A 16,375-nucleotide genomic window follows, 5' to 3' on the forward strand; every position below is an offset into this window, starting at 1 on the left:
CCGTCAGGGCGCCGGGACGAACGCGGGGGCGAGCTTCCCGTCGACCCGGGCCGCGACCACCGCGAGACCGGTGGTCGCGGCCGCGGCGAGCAGCAGGGCCTGGCCGCCGAAGCCGCTCGCCGCACCCGCGAGGGCGGCCCCGGCCGCCGCCGACGTCACCTTCAGGCCCGCGCTCGTCACGAACACCTGCGCCTGCGCGCCCGCCGGGGCGTAGGCGCCGCGGGCGGCCAACGTCGCCGTGAACGACACGGCGTTGAGCACGCCCAGCACCGCGAAGCCGGCGATCGCGACGGCGTAGCCGGGGGCGAACGCGCACGCCGCCGTGGCCACCGCCATCGCCGCGAACAGCCGCGCGGCCTGCACTTCCGGCTCGCCGCGCAACGGCCACGCCGTCACCAGGGCCGAACCCAGGAGACTGCCCGCGCCGTAGGCGACCGTGAGGGTCGCGCCCGCCGCGGCCGTGCCGTGCAGCTCCGTGCCGAAGCGCACGGCCACGACCGGGAGCGCCCCCAGTTGAAGTGCCGCCAGCAACGTCAGCAGCGTCACCCGGCGCAGCGGCCCGCGCCGGATCAGGACCGCCAGCCCGGCGCGCAGGCTCGCCGCCTCCTCCGGCCGGGCCGCGCCGGCCGCCGGCAGCGTCACGACCAGCGCTCCGGCGGCCACGGCCGCGACGGCCAGGGCGAGCACGGCGCCGAGGGGACCGGCCGACGCGGTGAGCGCCGCGGCCGCCGCCGGGCCGGCCGTGCCGCCGACGCCGTAGGTCAGCGCGTCCCAGCCCCGGCCGCGCCGGCTGCGGGTGACGTCGTCCAGCACGCTGCTCAGCCCGCCGGTGAGCAGCGGTCCGCAGCAGCCGGCGACCGCCACCGCGGCGAGCGCCGCGGCCGCGGGCAGCCGTCCGACCGCCAGCGCGCCCGTGGTCAGCGCGACCCCGTACACCAGGTACGCGAGCGCCAGCAGCCGGCGCCGGTCGCGCGCGCGGTCGAGGCGCACGGCCAGCCACGGGCCCACCAGGTGCGGCGCGGTGAGCGCGGCGACCAGCAGCCCGCCGGTGGCCGCGGACTGGTGCCGGTCCGCGGCGAGCAGGAGCAGCCCGACCGTCGCGCCGCTGTCGGCGCCGCGGACCAGCACCGCGGCGGTCAGGTACCGCGTCAGCCCGGACATCGCACCCCCCGTCATCCCAGTCGTCACCCCAGTCGTCACCTCACTGTCTGGTGACGCAGCTTGGCAGACATCCGCGTCACCGGTCAATATGGTGACGTGTTCACCTTCCTCGCCGGCCGCCCCTGTCTGGACCTGACGACCACGCTGCAGGTCCGCCACCGGGAGCACCCGCGCGAGCTGCTGACCGCGCCCGCCGACGTCACCCGCTGGCTGGCCGAAGCCGGGTTCGGCACCGGCATCGCCGTCGACGACGACGGGCTCCGCCGGACCGTCGCGCTGCGCGAAACCGTCAACCGGCTGTGCCGGCGGGCCCCGCGGGACACCGATCGCGCGGAGCTGAACGCGTTCGCCGCGCGGCCGCCGCTGGTGCCGCACTGGACGGGCGCGGCGGTCGAGTACCGCGGCGACCTCGGCCAGGCCCTTTCGACGCTCGCCCGGGACGCGATCGACCTGCTCACCGGCCCGCACGCGTCCCGGATCCGAGAGTGCGCCCACCCGGACTGCAGCCGCCTGTTCCTCGACGCCTCGCACGCGGGCCGCCGCCGCTGGTGCGACATGACCGCGTGCGGCACGAAGGCCAAGTCGGCGGGGTACCGGCAGCGCCGTCGGATGGCCGACGTTCCGGATGCGCCTTCTCTGGGTAGCCCCCGGGTGTGAGCTGAGCAGGTGACGCCTGCTGCGACGAGTGAGAGGTGATCACATGAGCCAGGGCGACGCCCCGGTCGGGCGATCGGTGAAGACGGCGGCGGCCGGCGTACGGGACCTCGCCGCGGAAGCCGCGCGGGTGGGTGCGGCCGCGGCCGCACGGGCGGTCGAAATCACCGACCGGAAGCTGGCCGAGGGCAAGGACGAACTCGCGAAGGTCGGCCGGGCGGCGACGAAGGACCTCGACAAGAGCACGCGGTCGTCACGCCGCGACGTGGTGTCCCACTCGGGCGCCGCTCGCGACGAGGTCCTGGCCCGTGCGGCGAAGCTGCGCGACCCGGGCCGCAAGGCGGCCCAGGCGGTGGCGACGGTGGTGAGTTCCGCGGGCGAGTCCGGCCGCAAGCGCCGCAAGACCGTGGCGACGGCGAAGCGTGACTTGGCGGTCGCGCTGCAGGAGGCCAAGAGCGTGGCCCGCGGCGAGCGGACGAAGCGGTCCCGTTGGCCGTGGCTGGTGGCGTTCGGCGCGGTGGCCGCGGCGATCGTGGCGGTGGTCAAGATCCGCCGGCCGAACCCGTTGGCGGAGGCGGAGAAGAACGCCTCGGTCGATACGGAGAACAAGCCGGCCCCGACCCCCGCTACCCCGACCCCCGCTACCCCGACCCCCGCAGCCCCGACCCCCGCGGCCGGGACCCCCGCGGCCGCGAAGCCGGCTGCTGCGACGCCGACCCCGGCCGCCGCGGCCCCGACGACGCCGGAGGTCAAGCCGGCTACCCCGGCTGCCCCGGTTGCACCGAAGCCGGCGCCCGCACCCGCGCCGGCCAAGCCGTCGGCGGAGAAGCCGGCCCAGCAGGCGGCCAAGGCCGCCGACGGAGCGAACGGCCGCGCCCCGGCCGGTCGTGGGCAGAACAAGGCCCACTAGCCAGGGGCCCGGTGCCCGCACCCGAGGTGATCACGGGTGCGGGCACCGCCATGCCCGGGACGAGCGAGCCCGAAGGTCCGTAGGGGCCGCCCTGCTCCCTGAAAGCGCTTACACTTCCCTCACCCGAGCGGGGAGGTCGTCGATGGGCTGGCAGTTCGCCGTGAGCACCCTGGGCATGCCCGGCGTCCCCGTCCGCGAAGCCGCGCGCATCGCGCGCACCCATGGCTGCGCCGGCCTCGAACTGCGCGTGCACCCCGACGAAGAGGTCCACTTGGGACTCTCCGGGCCCGCCACCGATGCCGTCCGGGCGCTCCTCGACGGCGAAGGCCTCGCCGTCTCCTGTCTGGCCGGATACGCCAAAGTCGCCGCTCCCGGGGCGGACCGGCCCGTCGTCGACGAACTCAAGGCCCTGATCGCCCTCGCGCACCGGATCGGCGCGCCCGCGATCCGGGTCTTCCCGGGCGGGGACGGCGGGGACGGGGATGCCCGGCCCCGCATCGCCGCCGTTCTCGACGAGTTGCGGGCGGCCCGGGTGCGGCTGCTCGTCGAGACGCACGACTCGCACCCCACCGGCGCCGCCGCCCGGCGGCTCGTCGACGGGTTCGAGGCACCCGACCTGGCCGCCGTGCTCTGGGACGCCGTCCACCCGTGGCGGGCCGGTGAGGCACCGGCCGCCACCCGGGCCGCGCTCGGGCCCTACCTCGGCTACTTCCAGGTCAAGGACGTCGGCCGCCGCGAAGACCCGACGCCGGTGCCGCCGGGGGAGGGCGCCGTGCCGCTCGGGGAGTGCCGTGAACTGCTGCGGTCGTGGTCCGGCTGGGTGTCACTCGAATGGGAGAAAGCCTGGTACCCCGACCTCCCTCCGGTCGACGTCGCGTTGCGCGCCGCCGCGGAGTGGGTCAGCCGGTGACGGTCCGCCCCTCCAGCGGGTTGGCGGCCATGCGGGTGGCGAGGTCGTTGCGCATCGCGGCCGCGGCCAGGCTCTGCGGCTTGCGGGCCGCCTGGTCGCCGAAGCAGCGCAGGAACTCCGTCACCAGGTCCAGCCGCGGGTAGCGCTCGAGCACCTCCGCGCGGAAGTCCGCGGGCAAATCCGCCACGTCGCGCCCGGCGATGTCGGCCGCCGCCGCGCGGGACAGCAGGAAGCCTTCCGGGTCCTCGGCCGGGTCGACCTCCGCCTGCATGTGCCGGACGATCACCTCCGCCAGCCGCGCCCGCCGCTGCGGCGGCCAGCCCGCCCCGGCGGCGAACACCCACCCGACGTGCCCGCCGGCCACCTCGAACGGCTCGGTGTGGCTGTCGAACACCGCGGCCAGCCCAACGTCGTGCAGCATGGCCGCGACGAACAGCAGCTCGGGATCGAAGTCGACGTGGTGGACGCCACCCAGCGCGACCGCCCAGGCGTACACCCGCAGCGAATGGTTGAGCAGGGACGGCGACGAGTAGGCCGTCGCGACCTCGGTCGCGTGCTCGCACGCCGGGCCGCCGGGCAGCGTGAGTTCCATGCCCCGCAGCTTACGACCGCCGACCGGCCCCGCGGGCGGACCCGCGGGGCCGGAGACGATCAGCGACCCGAGAAGTTCACGTCACTGCAGAAGTAGTACGACTGGTCGAGGTGGCTCGCCTGCCAGATGGTGTAGACGACGTGCCGTCCGGTCCGGGTGCCCGCGTTCACCGCGACCTGGTACTGCCCGGCGGGCGCGTAGCGGCCCGTCTGGGCGACCAGTTCCAGGTTGCCCCAGCCCAGCGGCTGGGTCGCGGGGTCGAAGCCCTGTTTGGTGATGTACACCAGCAGGTAGTCGGCACCGTGGTGCGCCTGGTCGGTGACGGTGAGGGTGAACCGGTTGTCCTTGTTCGCCATCTGCCACGCCCCCACCGTGTCGAGGGCGTTGTACCGGGGCGCCTGCGTGCGGCCGCCGCTGCACAGCGTCCCGTCCGGGATCGCGCCCTGGTGGTTGCCCTTGACGCCTTCGCGGTAGAGCCCGTTCCAGTTCCACATCGCGTTCGGGTCGGCCTGCCAGGCCTGCCAGCACATCGGGTCCTTCGTCGCCATCGCCGGGTTCTGGAAGTCGCTGCCCCAGCGGTTCCAGCAGCCGTAGTTGCGCGAGGGCGGATCGGTGGCGGACCCGTGCGCGTCGGCGACGCCGGTGAGCACGCCGCCCAGCAGCACGGCGGTCACGGCCGTCACCACCAGGGAGAGCAGGGTCTTGCGGGGGCGGATCCGTCGGGGAACCACACTGTCCTCCTTCGTCGGGGCCGGTTTCGGGGAGCGCTCCCGAGGTCGTGACCATACGCCCCCGGCCGGTGCGTGCTCTCCCGAAACCGTTGCGGTGCGCCGCTTTCCGCCGACGAACCCGGACTGAACGGTCACTGAACGGCGCAGGTGCGCGGGTGCCGGGCCGCCCGATCGGTCCCGCGCCGGGAACGCCTGGTGAACGCCGGCCCGGCCGGCTGCTCCGCACGGGTGCATCCGGAAAAATCCTCACCGCCGGGTGCGCTGGGCCGCCGTCGGTTGCCGTCCTTTGAGGACTTGAACCGATCTCCGTCCGGTGCTATACGAATACCAGGACCTGGTGACATCGCGAGACGATCCGGGGAGTGGACGACGATGCCGGACAAGAGCGCCCGTTCGGCCGCGGCCGACGCGTTCAGCGAGCTGGTGCTGGCCGACCCCGAGTGGGTCCGGGCGGAGTTCGACGCGATCGTGGCCGCGAACTTCCGCCCACCGCCACCGCCACCGCCACCGCCGGTGCCGCCCGCCCGCCGCGGTCCGGGGCTGCCCCGCCGCCCGGCCGCGGTCGCCGGTGGGCCGCGCCGGTGCCCGGGTGCCCGGCGGCTCGCCGGGAAGGGGCCGCGCCGGGAGCGAGCCCCGCCGCGGCGCACGGAAAGCGCGCAGGGAACGAAGAACGAGGAAAGGGGAGTGATGCCGTGACGGCACCCGGCTGCACTCCGTCGCCGGCGTACGCCGCCTGCCCCGACAGCGGCCGGTGAGACCCAGCGAAGGCCCGGCCACCGCGCCTCCAGGCGCATCCTGCGGCAGCGACGCCGGCGTGCCGGGAGCCGTCGAGTTCGCGCAGGGCACGGACAACGGTTTCGACACGCAGGTTCCTCCGGAGGTCCCGGTGCCGTCCACCGGCACCGGGACCGCACCGGGTTCACAGGGAGAGGAATTCGCCCCGCTGCAGCAACTGCACCCGCGTCGGCGGGCGCCGCTGCCGGACCTCTTCGAGGAAGTTGGACACCGGCGAGTGGAACAGGCCGTAGTCGTCGAAGTGCACGGGGACCGCACGCCGGGGTTCCAGCAGGTTCAGCAGGTCCACCCCGCCGCGGTGGTCGAGCGTGACCAGCACGCCGAACGCGCGCGTGCCACCCAGGTGCACCACCGCGAGGTCGAGGTCGGGGAAGTGCTCCCGGATCCGCCGGAGTTCGTCGTGGATCACCGTGTCGCCGCTGAGGTAGATCCGCAGCGGGCCGGTTTCCGGCGTCGCGCGGTACTCCAGGACGCTGCCCATGACCGGCGGGAGCAGCCGCCGCACCGGGCCCGGGGCGTGCCGCGCCGGCACGGACGTCACCGTCAGCCGCGCGTCCCCGTCGGTGAAGGTCTCCGTGGTCCACGTCGGCAGCGGGAGCGGGGCGTGGAAGCCCCGCCGCAGCAGCCGGGTGGCCGCGTGCTCGGTGGTCAGGATCGGGGTGTCGCGCGGGAGTTCACGCGAGGCGATCCGGTCGAAGTGGTCGCCGTGCAGGTGCGAAAGGATCACGGCGGTGAGCGGCGGCAGGTCCGCCGGCTGCAGCGCGGGTTCGGTGCGCCGCCGGGAAAACAGGCCCTGGCCGAAGTAGGACCACTGGCCGCGGTGCAGGAAGTTGGGGTCGGTGAGCAGGGTGAACGGGCCCAGCCGCAGCACCGTGGTCGCGGTCCCGACGAACATCAGCGAGTCACCGCCGGGCGGGTCGAACGCGGGCGGGTCCAACGAGGGCGGGTCCAACGAGGGCACGGGCAGTCCTTTCCACCGGTACTCCGGGTACCCGGGGATCCGGGTGGGGCGCGGCCGGGGTGGCCGCGCCCCGCGGCTCAGCTCTGCGACCGCACGTTTTCCCGGGCCTCCTGGGCGCGATCGGTGACGTCCCCGGTCGCCGACTGCGCTTCGTCCTTGACCGTCGACACGGCGTCGGCGGCTTCGGACTTCACCGACTCGGCCGCCTGCTGCGCGGGTTCGCGCAGGTTCTCCTTCAGCTCCTCGGCCGCGTGCTGGGCCACCGGGGCCACGTGCTCGCGGGCGAGGTCGGTCGCCTGGCTCGCGAGCTTGCGTTCCGGCTCGCTCGCGGGCAGCAGCGACGACACGAGCCAGCCGGCGCCGAAGGCGATCAGGCCCGCGGCCAGCGGGTTGCCCTGCGTGCCGCGCTGGATCGCCGCCGGGGCCTCGCCGACGGCGTCGGCGGCGGAACTGACCTTGTCGCCGACGGTGCCGGCGGCGGAACTGACCTTGTCCCCGGCGGTGGACGCGACCGAACCCACCTTGTCGCCCGCCGCGGAGGCGTGGTCGGTCGCGGTGCCCATGACGCGGTTCCGCGCGTTGCCGAACGCCGTGCGCACCCGGCCGACGCGGCGTTCGACGATCCGGCCGGGGCTCACCTTTTCGGTGAGCGCGTTGACGTCCGTGCTGAGATTGCGTTGCGTGCCTTCGATTTCACGCCGGATGCGCTCCGGTTCGGTCATGGTCGTTCGCCTTTCAGTGCGTCCGGGACCTGCTGGAGGGTCTCGACGGTGCGTTCGGGTTTCGGGTTGACCCGGCGGACTTCGCGCCGCCCGGTCGTGTAGAGCACGGCGCCGGCGATCGCCCACACGACCGCGACGATCAGGGCCGCCCAGCCCGCGTCCATCACGTTCGCCAAGCCCTGCCACAGGGCGATGGAGAGGAACAGCAACACCATGTAGCCGGCGAACCCGGCCCCGCCGAGCATGCCCGCGCCCTTCGCGGCCTTGCCCGCTTCGGCCTTGACTTCGGCCTTCGCCAGCTCCGCTTCCTGCCGCACCAGGGTGGAAATGTCCTTCATGACGTTCGACATCAGCTCGCCGACCGAGGTGTCGGCGACGTCGACGGGTTCACCGGCGCGGGGCGCGGGTCCGGGTGCCTGGGTCATCACGGCACCTGCCCCGGCCCGGAGAAGCGGGGACCCGGCTGCGGAAGGTGTTCCGGCGGCTGCGGCGCGTTGTACCCGCCCGGCGCGGCGCCCGGACGGCTCGGCTGCGGAAGGCCTTCCACCGGCTGCGGCGCGTTGTAGCCACCCGGGGTGGCATAGCCCGGCTGGGGGAGACCGCCGGCGGGCTGGGACGCGGGGTACCCGCCGGAGGCCGCGTAGCCCGGCTGCGGGAAACCCTGCTGGGGCGTCGCGTACTCGGCGTCGGCCGGCTGGGGCACCGGCGGGGTCGCGGCGGGACCGGCGTGCTGCGGCGGGATGCCCGCCCCGGTGTCCGAGGAGTCCTCCTTATGCTGCGCGACGACGCCGCGGGTGAGCCGCCCGACGAGGGCACCGGCGACGGCCGCGCCGACCAGGAACGTGCCGGGACGGCGGCGGGCGAAGCGCCGCACCTCGTCGAGGAGGTCACCGGGTTCGCGGTGCTCGAGCCAGTCGGCGACCGTCCGCGTCCGGTCGGACACCTGGCGGGCGACGTCACCGGCCAGGCCGGGCGAGTCGGTCTGCTCCGCCATCCGCTCGAGCTGACCGGCCAGCTGGTGGAGGCTCTCGGCCGCCTTCCGCTGGCCGTCCCTGGCCTGCGCCTGCAGCTGGTCCCGGCCCTCGCGGACCAGGTCGCGGGCTTCCTGCTGGGCGTGCGCGGCGACGTGTTTCGCTTGGTCCGCGGCCGTCTGCGCGACTTCGCCACCCCGGTCGGCGGCCGTGGTGGCCACCTCGCGGGCTTCGTCCTTGGCGGTTTCCGGCATCGACGGCGATCCGGAGGCGTGCTGCGGCGGTGACTGACCACCGGGTCCCTGAGTCATCTCGACCTCCTGCGCGAGAGGCACTTGGCGCGCCTTCGTGGTGCCGATGCGAGCATCGGCCTGGTAAGGCGGCTGGCTACCCGGGTGGCCGTGGCATAAACCGGACGGCGGCGTCGCTCGTCAGCAGCGACACGGCGTCGCGGAGGCTGCCCGGCCCGCCGGCTTCCGCCGGCCACCCGGGGCCGGCCAGGACGAGCCGCGGCACCGGGAGGCCGCGCGGGGGCGTTGCCGGCTGGCTGCTCCACAGCACGAGCGCGGCGGGCCGGACCCGGTCGATCGCGTGCCGGAGGGCGGTTTCCGGCACGGAAGCGCCCAGGAAGAGGGCCTCGCGGCCGTGTTCGGCGAGTGCCGCGCGCAGGGCCTCGAGCGGCAGCGTGTGCCGATCACCGTCCACACAGGCCAGCAGGGCCGCGGGCGCGGCGCCGGTGGGTGGCGGAATGCGGTGCAGGGCGGCGGCGATGGCCCAGGCCAGCCCGTGCACGAGGTCGATGCAGCGGTCGGCGTCCGGGCCGCAGAGTGCGGTCAGCGCCGGGCGGCAGAGGTCGTCCCAGGTGGCCGGGACGCCGCGGTCGGCCAGGTGCGCGTCGAGGAGCGCGGCCACGGTGTCGATCTGCAGGCGCCGGACGGCGGTCAGCAGCGTGCCGACGTCGGTCGCGCCGGGGTGGAACGCCCGCGCGGCCGCCGTTTCCGTGCTGAGCCCGTGTTCGATGAGGTGCTGCATGCGCAGCAGCGCTTCGATGTCCGCCCGGCCGTAGCGGCGGTGGCGGCCGGGCTGCGGTGCGGACAGCGGGAGGTCGTAGCGGCGGTGCCAGGCGCGCAACGTCGACGCGGGCACGCCCAGCATGCGCGCGACCGCCCCCGCCGTCCAGGTGACGGCGGGGGCGGTCGCGGGCCGGTCCACCGGCAGGCTCAGTTCCCGGGGCGGGCGACATCACCCCGCCAGGCGCCGGTCTCCCGGCCGCCGCGCTCCTCGATGAAGGTCTTGAACCGGCCGAGGTCGCCCTTGACCCGCCGGTCGAGGATGCCGAGCTTGTCGGCGACGTTCTCGACGAAGCCGTCCGGGTCGATGTCGAGCTGGACGGTGACGCGGGTCTGCCGGTCGTCGAGGCGGTGGAACGTCACGACGCCGGCGTGCGTCGGGCCGGAGTCGGCTTTCCAGGCGACGCGCTCGTCCGGGTGCTGCTCGGTGATCGTCGCGTCGAACTCCCGGGTCTGCCCGCCGACGCTGATCTTCCAGTGGGTGTGGGTGTCGTCGAGCTGCCGGATCTCGTCGACGCCCTCCATGAACTGCGGGAACGACTCGAACTGCGTCCACTGGTTGTAGGCGGTCGTGACGTCGGTCTCGACGTCCACGGATTCGGTGACGGTGCTCATCGCGGCTTGTCCTCTCCTCGTTCGGTCGTACTGCCGGTCTGGTCCCCGGGTTACCCGGGCAAATCGATGACAAAACGATGCAACACCTTTAGGGTCGAACATCAGCGACGGAAAGGAGCCCCCCGTGACCGACGAACGGACGTCCGCACTGACGGTTCGCGTCCGCACCGTGCCCGAGGCCGTCGTGGTCGCGGCGGCCGGCGACCTGGACCTCGGCACCGCGCCGGTGCTGCGCACGCGGGCGCGCGACGCGCTGGCCGGCCGGCCGGGCGCGCTCATCGTGGACCTCGGCGCGATCACGTTCTGCGGCTCGGCCGGGCTGCAGGTCATTATCGAACTCGCCGGCGAAACGGCGGCGGCCGACCTGCCGTTCGCGGTGGTCGCCGCCGGGCGTCCGGTACTGCGGTCCCTGCAGGTCACCCGGCTGGACGGCGCCCTCGCGCTGCACCCGACGGTGGACCGCGCCTGCGCGTGGATCCGGCAGCGGCCCGGCGCTGCCGGGGTGGCCGGCGGTTAGGGCGGGGCCGGTCGCGGGTAGTCCTCCGCCATGGAAGCGGAGGCGCTGCTGCAGAGCCTGACCCGCGTGGTGACCGCCCTCGACGGCACCGGCATCCGGTTCGCCGTCGCCGGCGGCCTCGCCGTCTACGCCCGCGGGGGCCCACCGTCGGACCACGACGTCGACCTGTTCCTCAAGCCCGGTGACGCGGACCGCGCGGCGGAGGTGCTCACCGCCGCCGGGCTGCGCCGCGTGCACCCGCCGGAGGACTGGCTGACCAAGGTCTACGACGGCGACATCCTCGTCGACCTCATCCACGGCCCCAACCACCGGCCGGTGACCGACGAACTGCTCGACCGCGCCGCGCTGATGCGGATCGGGTCCACCGCGGCGCCGGTCGTCTCCGGCACCGACCTGCTGGTGGACAAGCTGCTCGTGCTGAGCGCGCACCGGTGCGACTTCGCGCCGCTGCTGCGGATCGCCCGGGACCTGCGCGAACAGGTCGACTGGACCGACGTCGCCGTGCAGGTGTCGGCGTCCCCCTACGCCCGGGCGTTCCTGGCGCTGCTCGGCGACCTGGCCGTGATCGACCCGAAGGAGGCACTCGTGCCCGAACCACCGCAGTACCTCGTCGCCCGGCTCAGCCGGGCCCTCGCCGAAGACCCGCGCACCGCCGAGCTCGGCGTGCACGTGACAGTGCGGGGCGAGCACGTCCACCTGACCGGCGAAGTCGTCTGCTCCGAGCGCAAGGCGGAGGTGGACGCCGTCGTCGGCGAGTACCTGACCGGGGAGCTGGTGCACAACGACGTCCGGGTCGCCGACGTCCGCGAACCGGCGAGCGCGGAGGAGATCGGCCGATGAGGATCGCCGCGGTCGGGGACGTGCACCTGGGCGAGGACTCCCGCGGCCTGCTCCGGCCGGCCCTGGAGCACCTCGCGGGTACCGCCGACGTCCTGCTGCTCGCCGGGGACCTCACCCGGCACGGCACCGTCGAGGAGGCCCGCGTGGTGGCCGAGGAGCTCGCCGGGCTCGGCGTGCCGGTCGCCGCGGTGCTGGGCAACCACGACCACCACAGCGACCGGGGCGAGGTCATCGCGAACCTGCTCCGGGAGACCGGCGTCGAGGTGCTGGAGGGCGACGCGGTCCGCTTCGACCTGCCGGACGGCTCCCTGGGGGTCGCCGGGGTCAAGGGCTTCGGCGGCGGGTTCGCCGGCAAGTGCGCCAGCCGCTTCGGCGAGCGGGAGATGAAGGACTTCGTCGAGACCACCATGGCGTCGGCGGATTCGCTGCGCAAAGCGTTGCAAAGCCTCGACACGGACGTCGTCGTCGCGCTGACGCACTACGCGCCGATCCCGGGCACCCTGCACGGCGAGCCCCCCGAAATCCACCCGTTCCTCGGTTCGTACCTGCTGGGCGAGCCGATCGACGAGGTGGGCGCCGACCTGGCCCTGCACGGCCACGCCCACTTCGGGTGCGAGCAGGGCGTGACCCCCGGCGGCGTGCGCGTGCGGAACGTGGCGCAGCCGGTGATCCGCAAGGCGTACGCCCTGTACGAGCTGCACCCGGCGGAGCTGTCCACGCGCCGCTGACCCGGTCACGAGACCGGCGTGCCGCGGAACTCCCTCAGGCCGCGAGGTGCGCGGCCGCGGCGAGGACGTGCGGCGCCAGGCCTTCGGCGATCGCGGCGTAACCGGCCGAAGAGGGGTGAAAGCGGTCGGCGGAGAACAGGGCCGGTTCGGCGGCGAAGCGGGCGGCCAGTTCGGGACCGGCGGTGGCCACCGCACCCCCGGCCCGGATGGCCGCTTCGGCCTGGGCCTGTGCGTAGTGGCCGCTGGCCGCGGAGACCAGCTGCCGGTACGGCCCGGGCACCCGCGCCACGATGCCCAGGTCCGGCGCCGGGACCACGATGACCCGGGCGCCGGCGCGGACCAGCCGCGCGACGGCGTCGTGCAGCTGCCGCGCGCCGACGGCGGGGGAGACGAACCCGGCGAGGTCGTTCGCGCCGATCACGATCAGCGCCAGGTCCACGCCCTCGCCGAGGGCGACGCCGACCTGGCGCTCGAGGTCGGCCGAGCGGGCCCCGGGTACGCCGAAGTTCCGCAGGTGCACGGGGTGACCGGCGTCGCGCAGCCGTCGGGAGAGCCGGCGGCCGAGGGTGTCGTCTTCCCGGCTGCTGCCGACGCCGGCCGCCAGCGAGTCCCCGAGGACGCAGAATCGGAGTGGTTGAGTCATCACCGGGTACAACGTGGCCGGCCCGCCGTTGTTTCCCGTCGCGCTGGAGGTCACGGTGACCAGGACCGTGTTGCTGCGCCTGCTGCTGGTGGTCGTCGTGGTCGTGGTGCTGCTGCTGGCCGCCTTCTGGGCGGTCCAGCGGCGGCTGATCTACGTCCCGGACGCCGCGCCGGTGCCCGCGGCCGCGAGCGTGCTGCCCGGTGCCGAGGACGTCCGCCTCCGCACGGCCGACGGCCTCGAGCTGGGCGCCTGGTACCTGCGGCCGGCCGGCCGGGATCCGGCGGCGACGGTGCTGGTCGCGGGCGGCAACGGCGGCAACCGGGCGGGGCGCACCCCGCTGGCCGCGAAGCTCGCACAGGCCGGACTGGCCGTGCTGCTGCTCGACTACCGCGGGTACGGCGGCAACCCCGGCAGCCCGAGCGAGGACGGCTTGGCCCTCGACGTCCGCGCCGCCCACCGCTTCCTGACCGAGGACCGGCGGGTGCCGCCCGGGCGCCTGCTGTACTACGGCGAGAGCCTCGGCTCCGCCGTCGTGACCGGGCTGGCCCTCGAGCACCCGCCGGCGGGGCTGCTGCTGCGGTCGCCGTTCACGGACCTCGCGGCCGTCGGCGCGCGGCTCTACCCGTACCTGCCGGTGCGCCTGCTGCTGCGTGACCGCTTCCCGGTCGAGGAGCAGGCGACCCGCCTGCGCGTGCCGGCCGTGGTGGTCGTGGGCGCGCGTGACTCGCTCGTCCCGCCGTCGCAGAGCCGGGCGGTGGCGGTCGCGGCGTCGGCCCGGCTGGTGGAGGTCCCCGGCGCCGACCACAACGACCCGGCGCTGCTCGACGGTCCGCAGCTGGTCGGGGCGGTGCTCTCGCTGGTTCCGCGCTGAACCTGGTCCTGGCGGACCCAGGCTGAGCCGGACCTGGCCCGGTGCCCGCGGCCGCCGCAGGATCAGGGCATGACGAACAGCATGAAGGCGATCACCATCCCCGAGTTCGGCCCGGCCGAGGTCCTGCGGCTCGACGCCGTCGCGGTCCCGGAACCGGGCCCGGGCGAGGTCTCGATCGACGTCGCCTACGCCGGCGCGAACTTCGCCGAGGTCCTCTACCGGCAGGGCGTCGTGGACGTCCCGCTGCCCTTCGTCCCGGGCATCGAGGTTTCCGGCCGGATCCGCGCGCTGGGCGAGGGAGTCTCGGGCCTGACGGTGGGACAGCCGGTCGCCGCGTTGACGATCGTGGCGAGCGGCGGCTACGCGGAGGTCGTCACCACCACCGCCGACCTCGTCGCGCCCCTGCCCGGGACCGGGTTCGAGGTGGCGGCCGCGGTGCCGTCCAACAGCACCACGGCGTTCCTCGTGCTGGAGCGGGTGGCCCGGCTCGCGCCCGGCGAGCGCGTGCTCGTGCACGCCGCCGCCGGCGGGGTCGGCAGCCAGCTGGGCCAGGTCGCGCGGCTGCTCGGGGCCGGCCGGGTGGTCGGCACGGTCGGGAGCGCCGCGAAGATCGCCGCCGCGAAGGCCTTCGGCTACGACGAGGTCGTCCTGCGCGACGAGGTCGAGGGCACCGGCGAGTTCGACGTCGTGGTGGACATGGTCGGCGGGCCGGCGCGCCGCGCGAGCCTGGACCGGCTGGCCCCGATGGGACGCCTGGTGGTCATGGGCAACGCTTCGGGCGCCGAGGACGTCGGCATCCCGGCCAACGAACTGTGGTTCACCAACAAGACGGTGTCCGGCTTCAACCTGGCGGCCTTCGCCGGCTTGGCGCCGGCCACCGCGGGGCAGGCCCTGCGCCGCGCCGTCGCGGCGGTCGCCGACGGCACCTTGCGCGTCGACGTCGAGCCCCTGCCCCTGGCGGACGCGGTGACCGCGCACCGCCGCATCGAATCGGGATCGACGACCGGCAAGCTGGTGCTCCGCGTGCGGTGAACGGCCGGATGTGACGGGCGTCCGGCTTGAGACCGCGGCCGCATCGCGCATAATGGGCCACTGACCGACTGCTTGGTATGTGCCGGGCACCACAGCCGAAGGAGACACCCTGCCGTGAACTCGTTCAAGGATCGCGTCGCGATCGTCACCGGGGCCAGCCGGGGCATCGGCCTGGGGATCGCGAAGACGCTCGTCGAGCGCGGCGCCAAGGTCTGCCTCACCGCGCGCAAGCCGGAGGCCCTGGAGGAGGCCGTCAGCTCGCTCGGCGGCCCCGACGTCGCCATGTTCGTGGCCGGCAAGGCCGACGACACCGACCACCAGGACGAGACGGTCGCCAAGACGATCGAAACCTTCGGCCGGCTCGACTACCTGGTGAACAACACCGGCATCAACCCGGTCTACGGCCCGACTCTGGACATCGATCCCGCCGCGGCGGCGAAGATCCTCGGCGTCAACGTCCTGGCCCCGCTGGGCTGGACCAAGCGCGCCCGCGACGCGTGGATGGGGGAGCACGGCGGCGCCGTGGTCAACGTCGCCTCGGTCGCCGGGCTCGGCGCTTCGCCGGGCATCGGCATGTACGGCGTCAGCAAGGCGGCGCTGATCCGGCTGACCGTCGAGCTCGGCGCCGAGCTGGGCCCGAAGATCCGCGTCAACGCCGTCGCGCCGGCTGTGGTGAAGACGAAGTTCGCGACCGCGCTGTACGAGGGCCGCGAAGAGGAGGTCGCCTCGGCGTACCCGATGAAGCGGCTCGGCGTGCCGTCGGACATCGCGGGCGCGGTGGCGTTCCTGCTCTCCGACGACGCGGGCTGGATCACCGGCCAGACGGTGGTCCTCGACGGCGGCGTGACCCTGGGCGGTGGCCTGTGACCGGCGTCGTCGTCACCGGGGGTGGCGGCGGCATCGGCGCGGCGCTGGCCCGCCGGTTCGCCGCGGACGGAGCGCGGGTCGTCGTGGCCGACCTCGACGGCGACAAGGCCGCGGAGGTGGCCGCCGAAGTGGGCGGGACGGCGTTCGCCGGAGACGTGGCGAGCCTCGAAGGCGTCTCGAAGCTGATCGACAGCGCACGCTCGACGCTGGGCGAGATCGACGTCTTCTGCGCGAACGCGGGCATCGCGCCCTTCGGCGGCGCCGAAAGCGGCGAGGAGGTGTGGGCGCGCACCTGGGAAGTCAACGTGATGTCCCACGTCCGCGCGGCGAACCTGCTGCTGCCGGCGTGGCTCGAGCGCGGCCGTGGCCACTTCATCGCGACGGTGTCGGCGGCGGGCCTGCTGACCAGCCTGGGCTCGGCGCCGTACTCGGTGACCAAGCACGGCGCGTTGGCGTTCGCCGAGTGGCTGTCGGCGACCTACCGGCACCGCGGGCTCACGGTGCAGGCGATCTGCCCGCAGGGCGTGCGCACGGCGATGCTGGAGAGCACCGGCACGGCGGGCCAGCTGCTGATGGGAGCCTCGGCGATCGAGCCGGAGCAGGTGGCGGACGCGCTGTTCGCGGCCATCGAGGAGAAGCGGTTCCTGGTGCTGCCGCACCCCGAGGTAGCGGGCTACTACGCGGCGCGCGCCACCGAGACCGACCGGTGGCTCGGCGGGATGAACAAGCTGCAGCGCAAGGTCGAAGAGGCCGTCGGAGAGCTGTGACGCGTCGGCCGTTCCTGC

General features: G+C 74.6%; 21 protein-coding genes. 11 read left to right on the forward strand and 10 right to left on the reverse strand.

The features are described from left to right. Positions 1-3: 3 nt before the first annotated feature. The gene (locus tag ACLJOU_RS36620) at positions 4-1,176 is read right to left on the reverse strand and encodes an MFS transporter (RefSeq protein ID WP_410573857.1); all 1,173 of its coding nucleotides are present in this window, start codon (positions 1,174-1,176) and stop codon (positions 4-6) included. A 45-nt stretch (positions 1,177-1,221) separates the two neighbouring features. Between ACLJOU_RS36620 and ACLJOU_RS36625 the strand changes: the two genes are divergently transcribed. From ACLJOU_RS36625 to ACLJOU_RS36635, 3 genes are all read left to right on the forward strand, one after another. Beyond that, positions 1,222-1,818, forward strand: coding sequence for a CGNR zinc finger domain-containing protein (locus tag ACLJOU_RS36625; RefSeq protein ID WP_410573858.1), 597 nt, complete (start codon positions 1,222-1,224; stop codon positions 1,816-1,818). 43 nt (positions 1,819-1,861) lie between these two features. Further along, positions 1,862-2,725 carry a hypothetical protein gene (locus ACLJOU_RS36630; RefSeq protein ID WP_410573859.1) on the forward strand — a complete coding sequence of 288 codons (864 nt, stop codon included), beginning with the start codon at positions 1,862-1,864 and terminating at the stop codon, positions 2,723-2,725. A gap of 142 nt (positions 2,726-2,867) precedes the next feature. Further along, positions 2,868-3,635, forward strand: a complete 768-nt coding sequence (locus tag ACLJOU_RS36635) for a sugar phosphate isomerase/epimerase family protein (RefSeq protein ID WP_410573860.1) — start codon at positions 2,868-2,870, stop codon at positions 3,633-3,635. Here the strand turns inward: ACLJOU_RS36635 and ACLJOU_RS36640 are convergent. Together ACLJOU_RS36640 and ACLJOU_RS36645 are read right to left on the reverse strand one after the other, a co-directional pair. Further along, positions 3,625-4,227, reverse strand: a complete 603-nt coding sequence (locus tag ACLJOU_RS36640; protein ID WP_410573861.1) for an HD domain-containing protein — start codon at positions 4,225-4,227, stop codon at positions 3,625-3,627. The two genes, ACLJOU_RS36635 and ACLJOU_RS36640, sit on opposite strands and share 11 nt — an antisense overlap. A gap of 59 nt (positions 4,228-4,286) precedes the next feature. Further along, the gene (locus tag ACLJOU_RS36645) at positions 4,287-4,958 is read right to left on the reverse strand and encodes a lytic polysaccharide monooxygenase (protein ID WP_410573862.1); all 672 of its coding nucleotides are present in this window, start codon (positions 4,956-4,958) and stop codon (positions 4,287-4,289) included. A gap of 372 nt (positions 4,959-5,330) precedes the next feature. On the opposite strand from ACLJOU_RS36645, the gene ACLJOU_RS36650 reads away from it, so the two are divergent. Continuing rightward, a complete protein-coding gene (locus ACLJOU_RS36650) occupies positions 5,331-5,654 on the forward strand; it encodes a hypothetical protein (protein WP_410573863.1) in 324 nt (107 codons plus the stop codon). Between the two features lie 223 nt (positions 5,655-5,877). Here ACLJOU_RS36650 and ACLJOU_RS36655 read toward each other — a convergent pair whose 3' ends face one another. The 6 genes from ACLJOU_RS36655 to ACLJOU_RS36680 all read right to left on the reverse strand — a co-directional run bounded on the left by ACLJOU_RS36655 (position 5,878) and on the right by ACLJOU_RS36680 (position 10,092). Beyond that, a complete protein-coding gene (locus tag ACLJOU_RS36655; protein WP_410573958.1) occupies positions 5,878-6,648 on the reverse strand; it encodes an MBL fold metallo-hydrolase in 771 nt (256 codons plus the stop codon). A 143-nt stretch (positions 6,649-6,791) separates the two neighbouring features. Beyond that, positions 6,792-7,436 (reverse strand): DUF3618 domain-containing protein, encoded by a 645-nt coding sequence (locus ACLJOU_RS36660; RefSeq protein WP_410573864.1) that lies wholly within the window; start codon positions 7,434-7,436, stop codon positions 6,792-6,794. Further along, positions 7,433-7,861, reverse strand: coding sequence for a phage holin family protein (locus ACLJOU_RS36665; protein ID WP_410573865.1), 429 nt, complete (start codon positions 7,859-7,861; stop codon positions 7,433-7,435). The genes ACLJOU_RS36660 and ACLJOU_RS36665 overlap by 4 nt, the downstream gene beginning before the upstream one ends. Further along, positions 7,861-8,718, reverse strand: a complete 858-nt coding sequence (locus ACLJOU_RS36670; RefSeq protein ID WP_410573866.1) for a hypothetical protein — start codon at positions 8,716-8,718, stop codon at positions 7,861-7,863. Before ACLJOU_RS36670 ends, ACLJOU_RS36665 begins: the two co-directional genes overlap by 1 nt. Positions 8,719-8,794: 76 nt before the next feature. Beyond that, positions 8,795-9,619, reverse strand: coding sequence for a MerR family transcriptional regulator (locus ACLJOU_RS36675; protein ID WP_410573867.1), 825 nt, complete (start codon positions 9,617-9,619; stop codon positions 8,795-8,797). 8 nt (positions 9,620-9,627) lie between these two features. Beyond that, positions 9,628-10,092: an SRPBCC family protein gene (locus ACLJOU_RS36680; protein ID WP_410573868.1), complete on the reverse strand. Its 465-nt coding sequence runs from the start codon at positions 10,090-10,092 to the stop codon at positions 9,628-9,630. 124 nt (positions 10,093-10,216) lie between these two features. On the opposite strand from ACLJOU_RS36680, the gene ACLJOU_RS36685 reads away from it, so the two are divergent. Genes ACLJOU_RS36685 through ACLJOU_RS36695 form a run of 3 tightly spaced genes read left to right on the forward strand, consistent with a single transcriptional unit; the run spans position 10,217 to position 12,177 of the window. Beyond that, positions 10,217-10,609, forward strand: a complete 393-nt coding sequence (locus ACLJOU_RS36685; RefSeq protein WP_410573869.1) for an STAS domain-containing protein — start codon at positions 10,217-10,219, stop codon at positions 10,607-10,609. A 30-nt stretch (positions 10,610-10,639) separates the two neighbouring features. Next, complete coding sequence (locus ACLJOU_RS36690; protein ID WP_410573870.1) at positions 10,640-11,449, forward strand: nucleotidyltransferase family protein; 810 nt, start codon at positions 10,640-10,642, stop codon at positions 11,447-11,449. Further along, positions 11,446-12,177, forward strand: a complete 732-nt coding sequence (locus ACLJOU_RS36695) for a metallophosphoesterase family protein (protein WP_410573871.1) — start codon at positions 11,446-11,448, stop codon at positions 12,175-12,177. Before ACLJOU_RS36690 ends, ACLJOU_RS36695 begins: the two co-directional genes overlap by 4 nt. A gap of 34 nt (positions 12,178-12,211) precedes the next feature. Here the strand turns inward: ACLJOU_RS36695 and ACLJOU_RS36700 are convergent, their stop codons facing one another. Continuing rightward, complete coding sequence (locus ACLJOU_RS36700) at positions 12,212-12,820, reverse strand: SGNH/GDSL hydrolase family protein (RefSeq protein WP_410573872.1); 609 nt, start codon at positions 12,818-12,820, stop codon at positions 12,212-12,214. A gap of 55 nt (positions 12,821-12,875) precedes the next feature. Here ACLJOU_RS36700 and ACLJOU_RS36705 point away from each other — a divergent pair, with 55 nt between their 5' ends. The 4 genes from ACLJOU_RS36705 to ACLJOU_RS36720 all read left to right on the forward strand — a co-directional run bounded on the left by ACLJOU_RS36705 (position 12,876) and on the right by ACLJOU_RS36720 (position 16,357). Continuing rightward, positions 12,876-13,691 (forward strand): alpha/beta hydrolase, encoded by an 816-nt coding sequence (locus ACLJOU_RS36705; protein WP_410573873.1) that lies wholly within the window; start codon positions 12,876-12,878, stop codon positions 13,689-13,691. Positions 13,692-13,760: 69 nt separating this feature from the next. Beyond that, a complete protein-coding gene (locus tag ACLJOU_RS36710) occupies positions 13,761-14,723 on the forward strand; it encodes a quinone oxidoreductase family protein (protein WP_410573874.1) in 963 nt (320 codons plus the stop codon). A gap of 114 nt (positions 14,724-14,837) precedes the next feature. Then, positions 14,838-15,590, forward strand: a complete 753-nt coding sequence (locus ACLJOU_RS36715; protein ID WP_378190036.1) for an SDR family oxidoreductase — start codon at positions 14,838-14,840, stop codon at positions 15,588-15,590. Then, entirely contained in the window at positions 15,587-16,357 is a 771-nt protein-coding gene (locus ACLJOU_RS36720; RefSeq protein WP_410573875.1) for an SDR family oxidoreductase, read from the forward strand. The genes ACLJOU_RS36715 and ACLJOU_RS36720 overlap by 4 nt, the downstream gene beginning before the upstream one ends. The last annotated feature ends 18 nt before the right edge of the window (positions 16,358-16,375 follow it).

The sequence above is a fragment of the Amycolatopsis sp. cmx-4-61 genome, from assembly GCF_046548775.1.
Taxonomy (GTDB): domain Bacteria; phylum Actinomycetota; class Actinomycetes; order Mycobacteriales; family Pseudonocardiaceae; genus Amycolatopsis.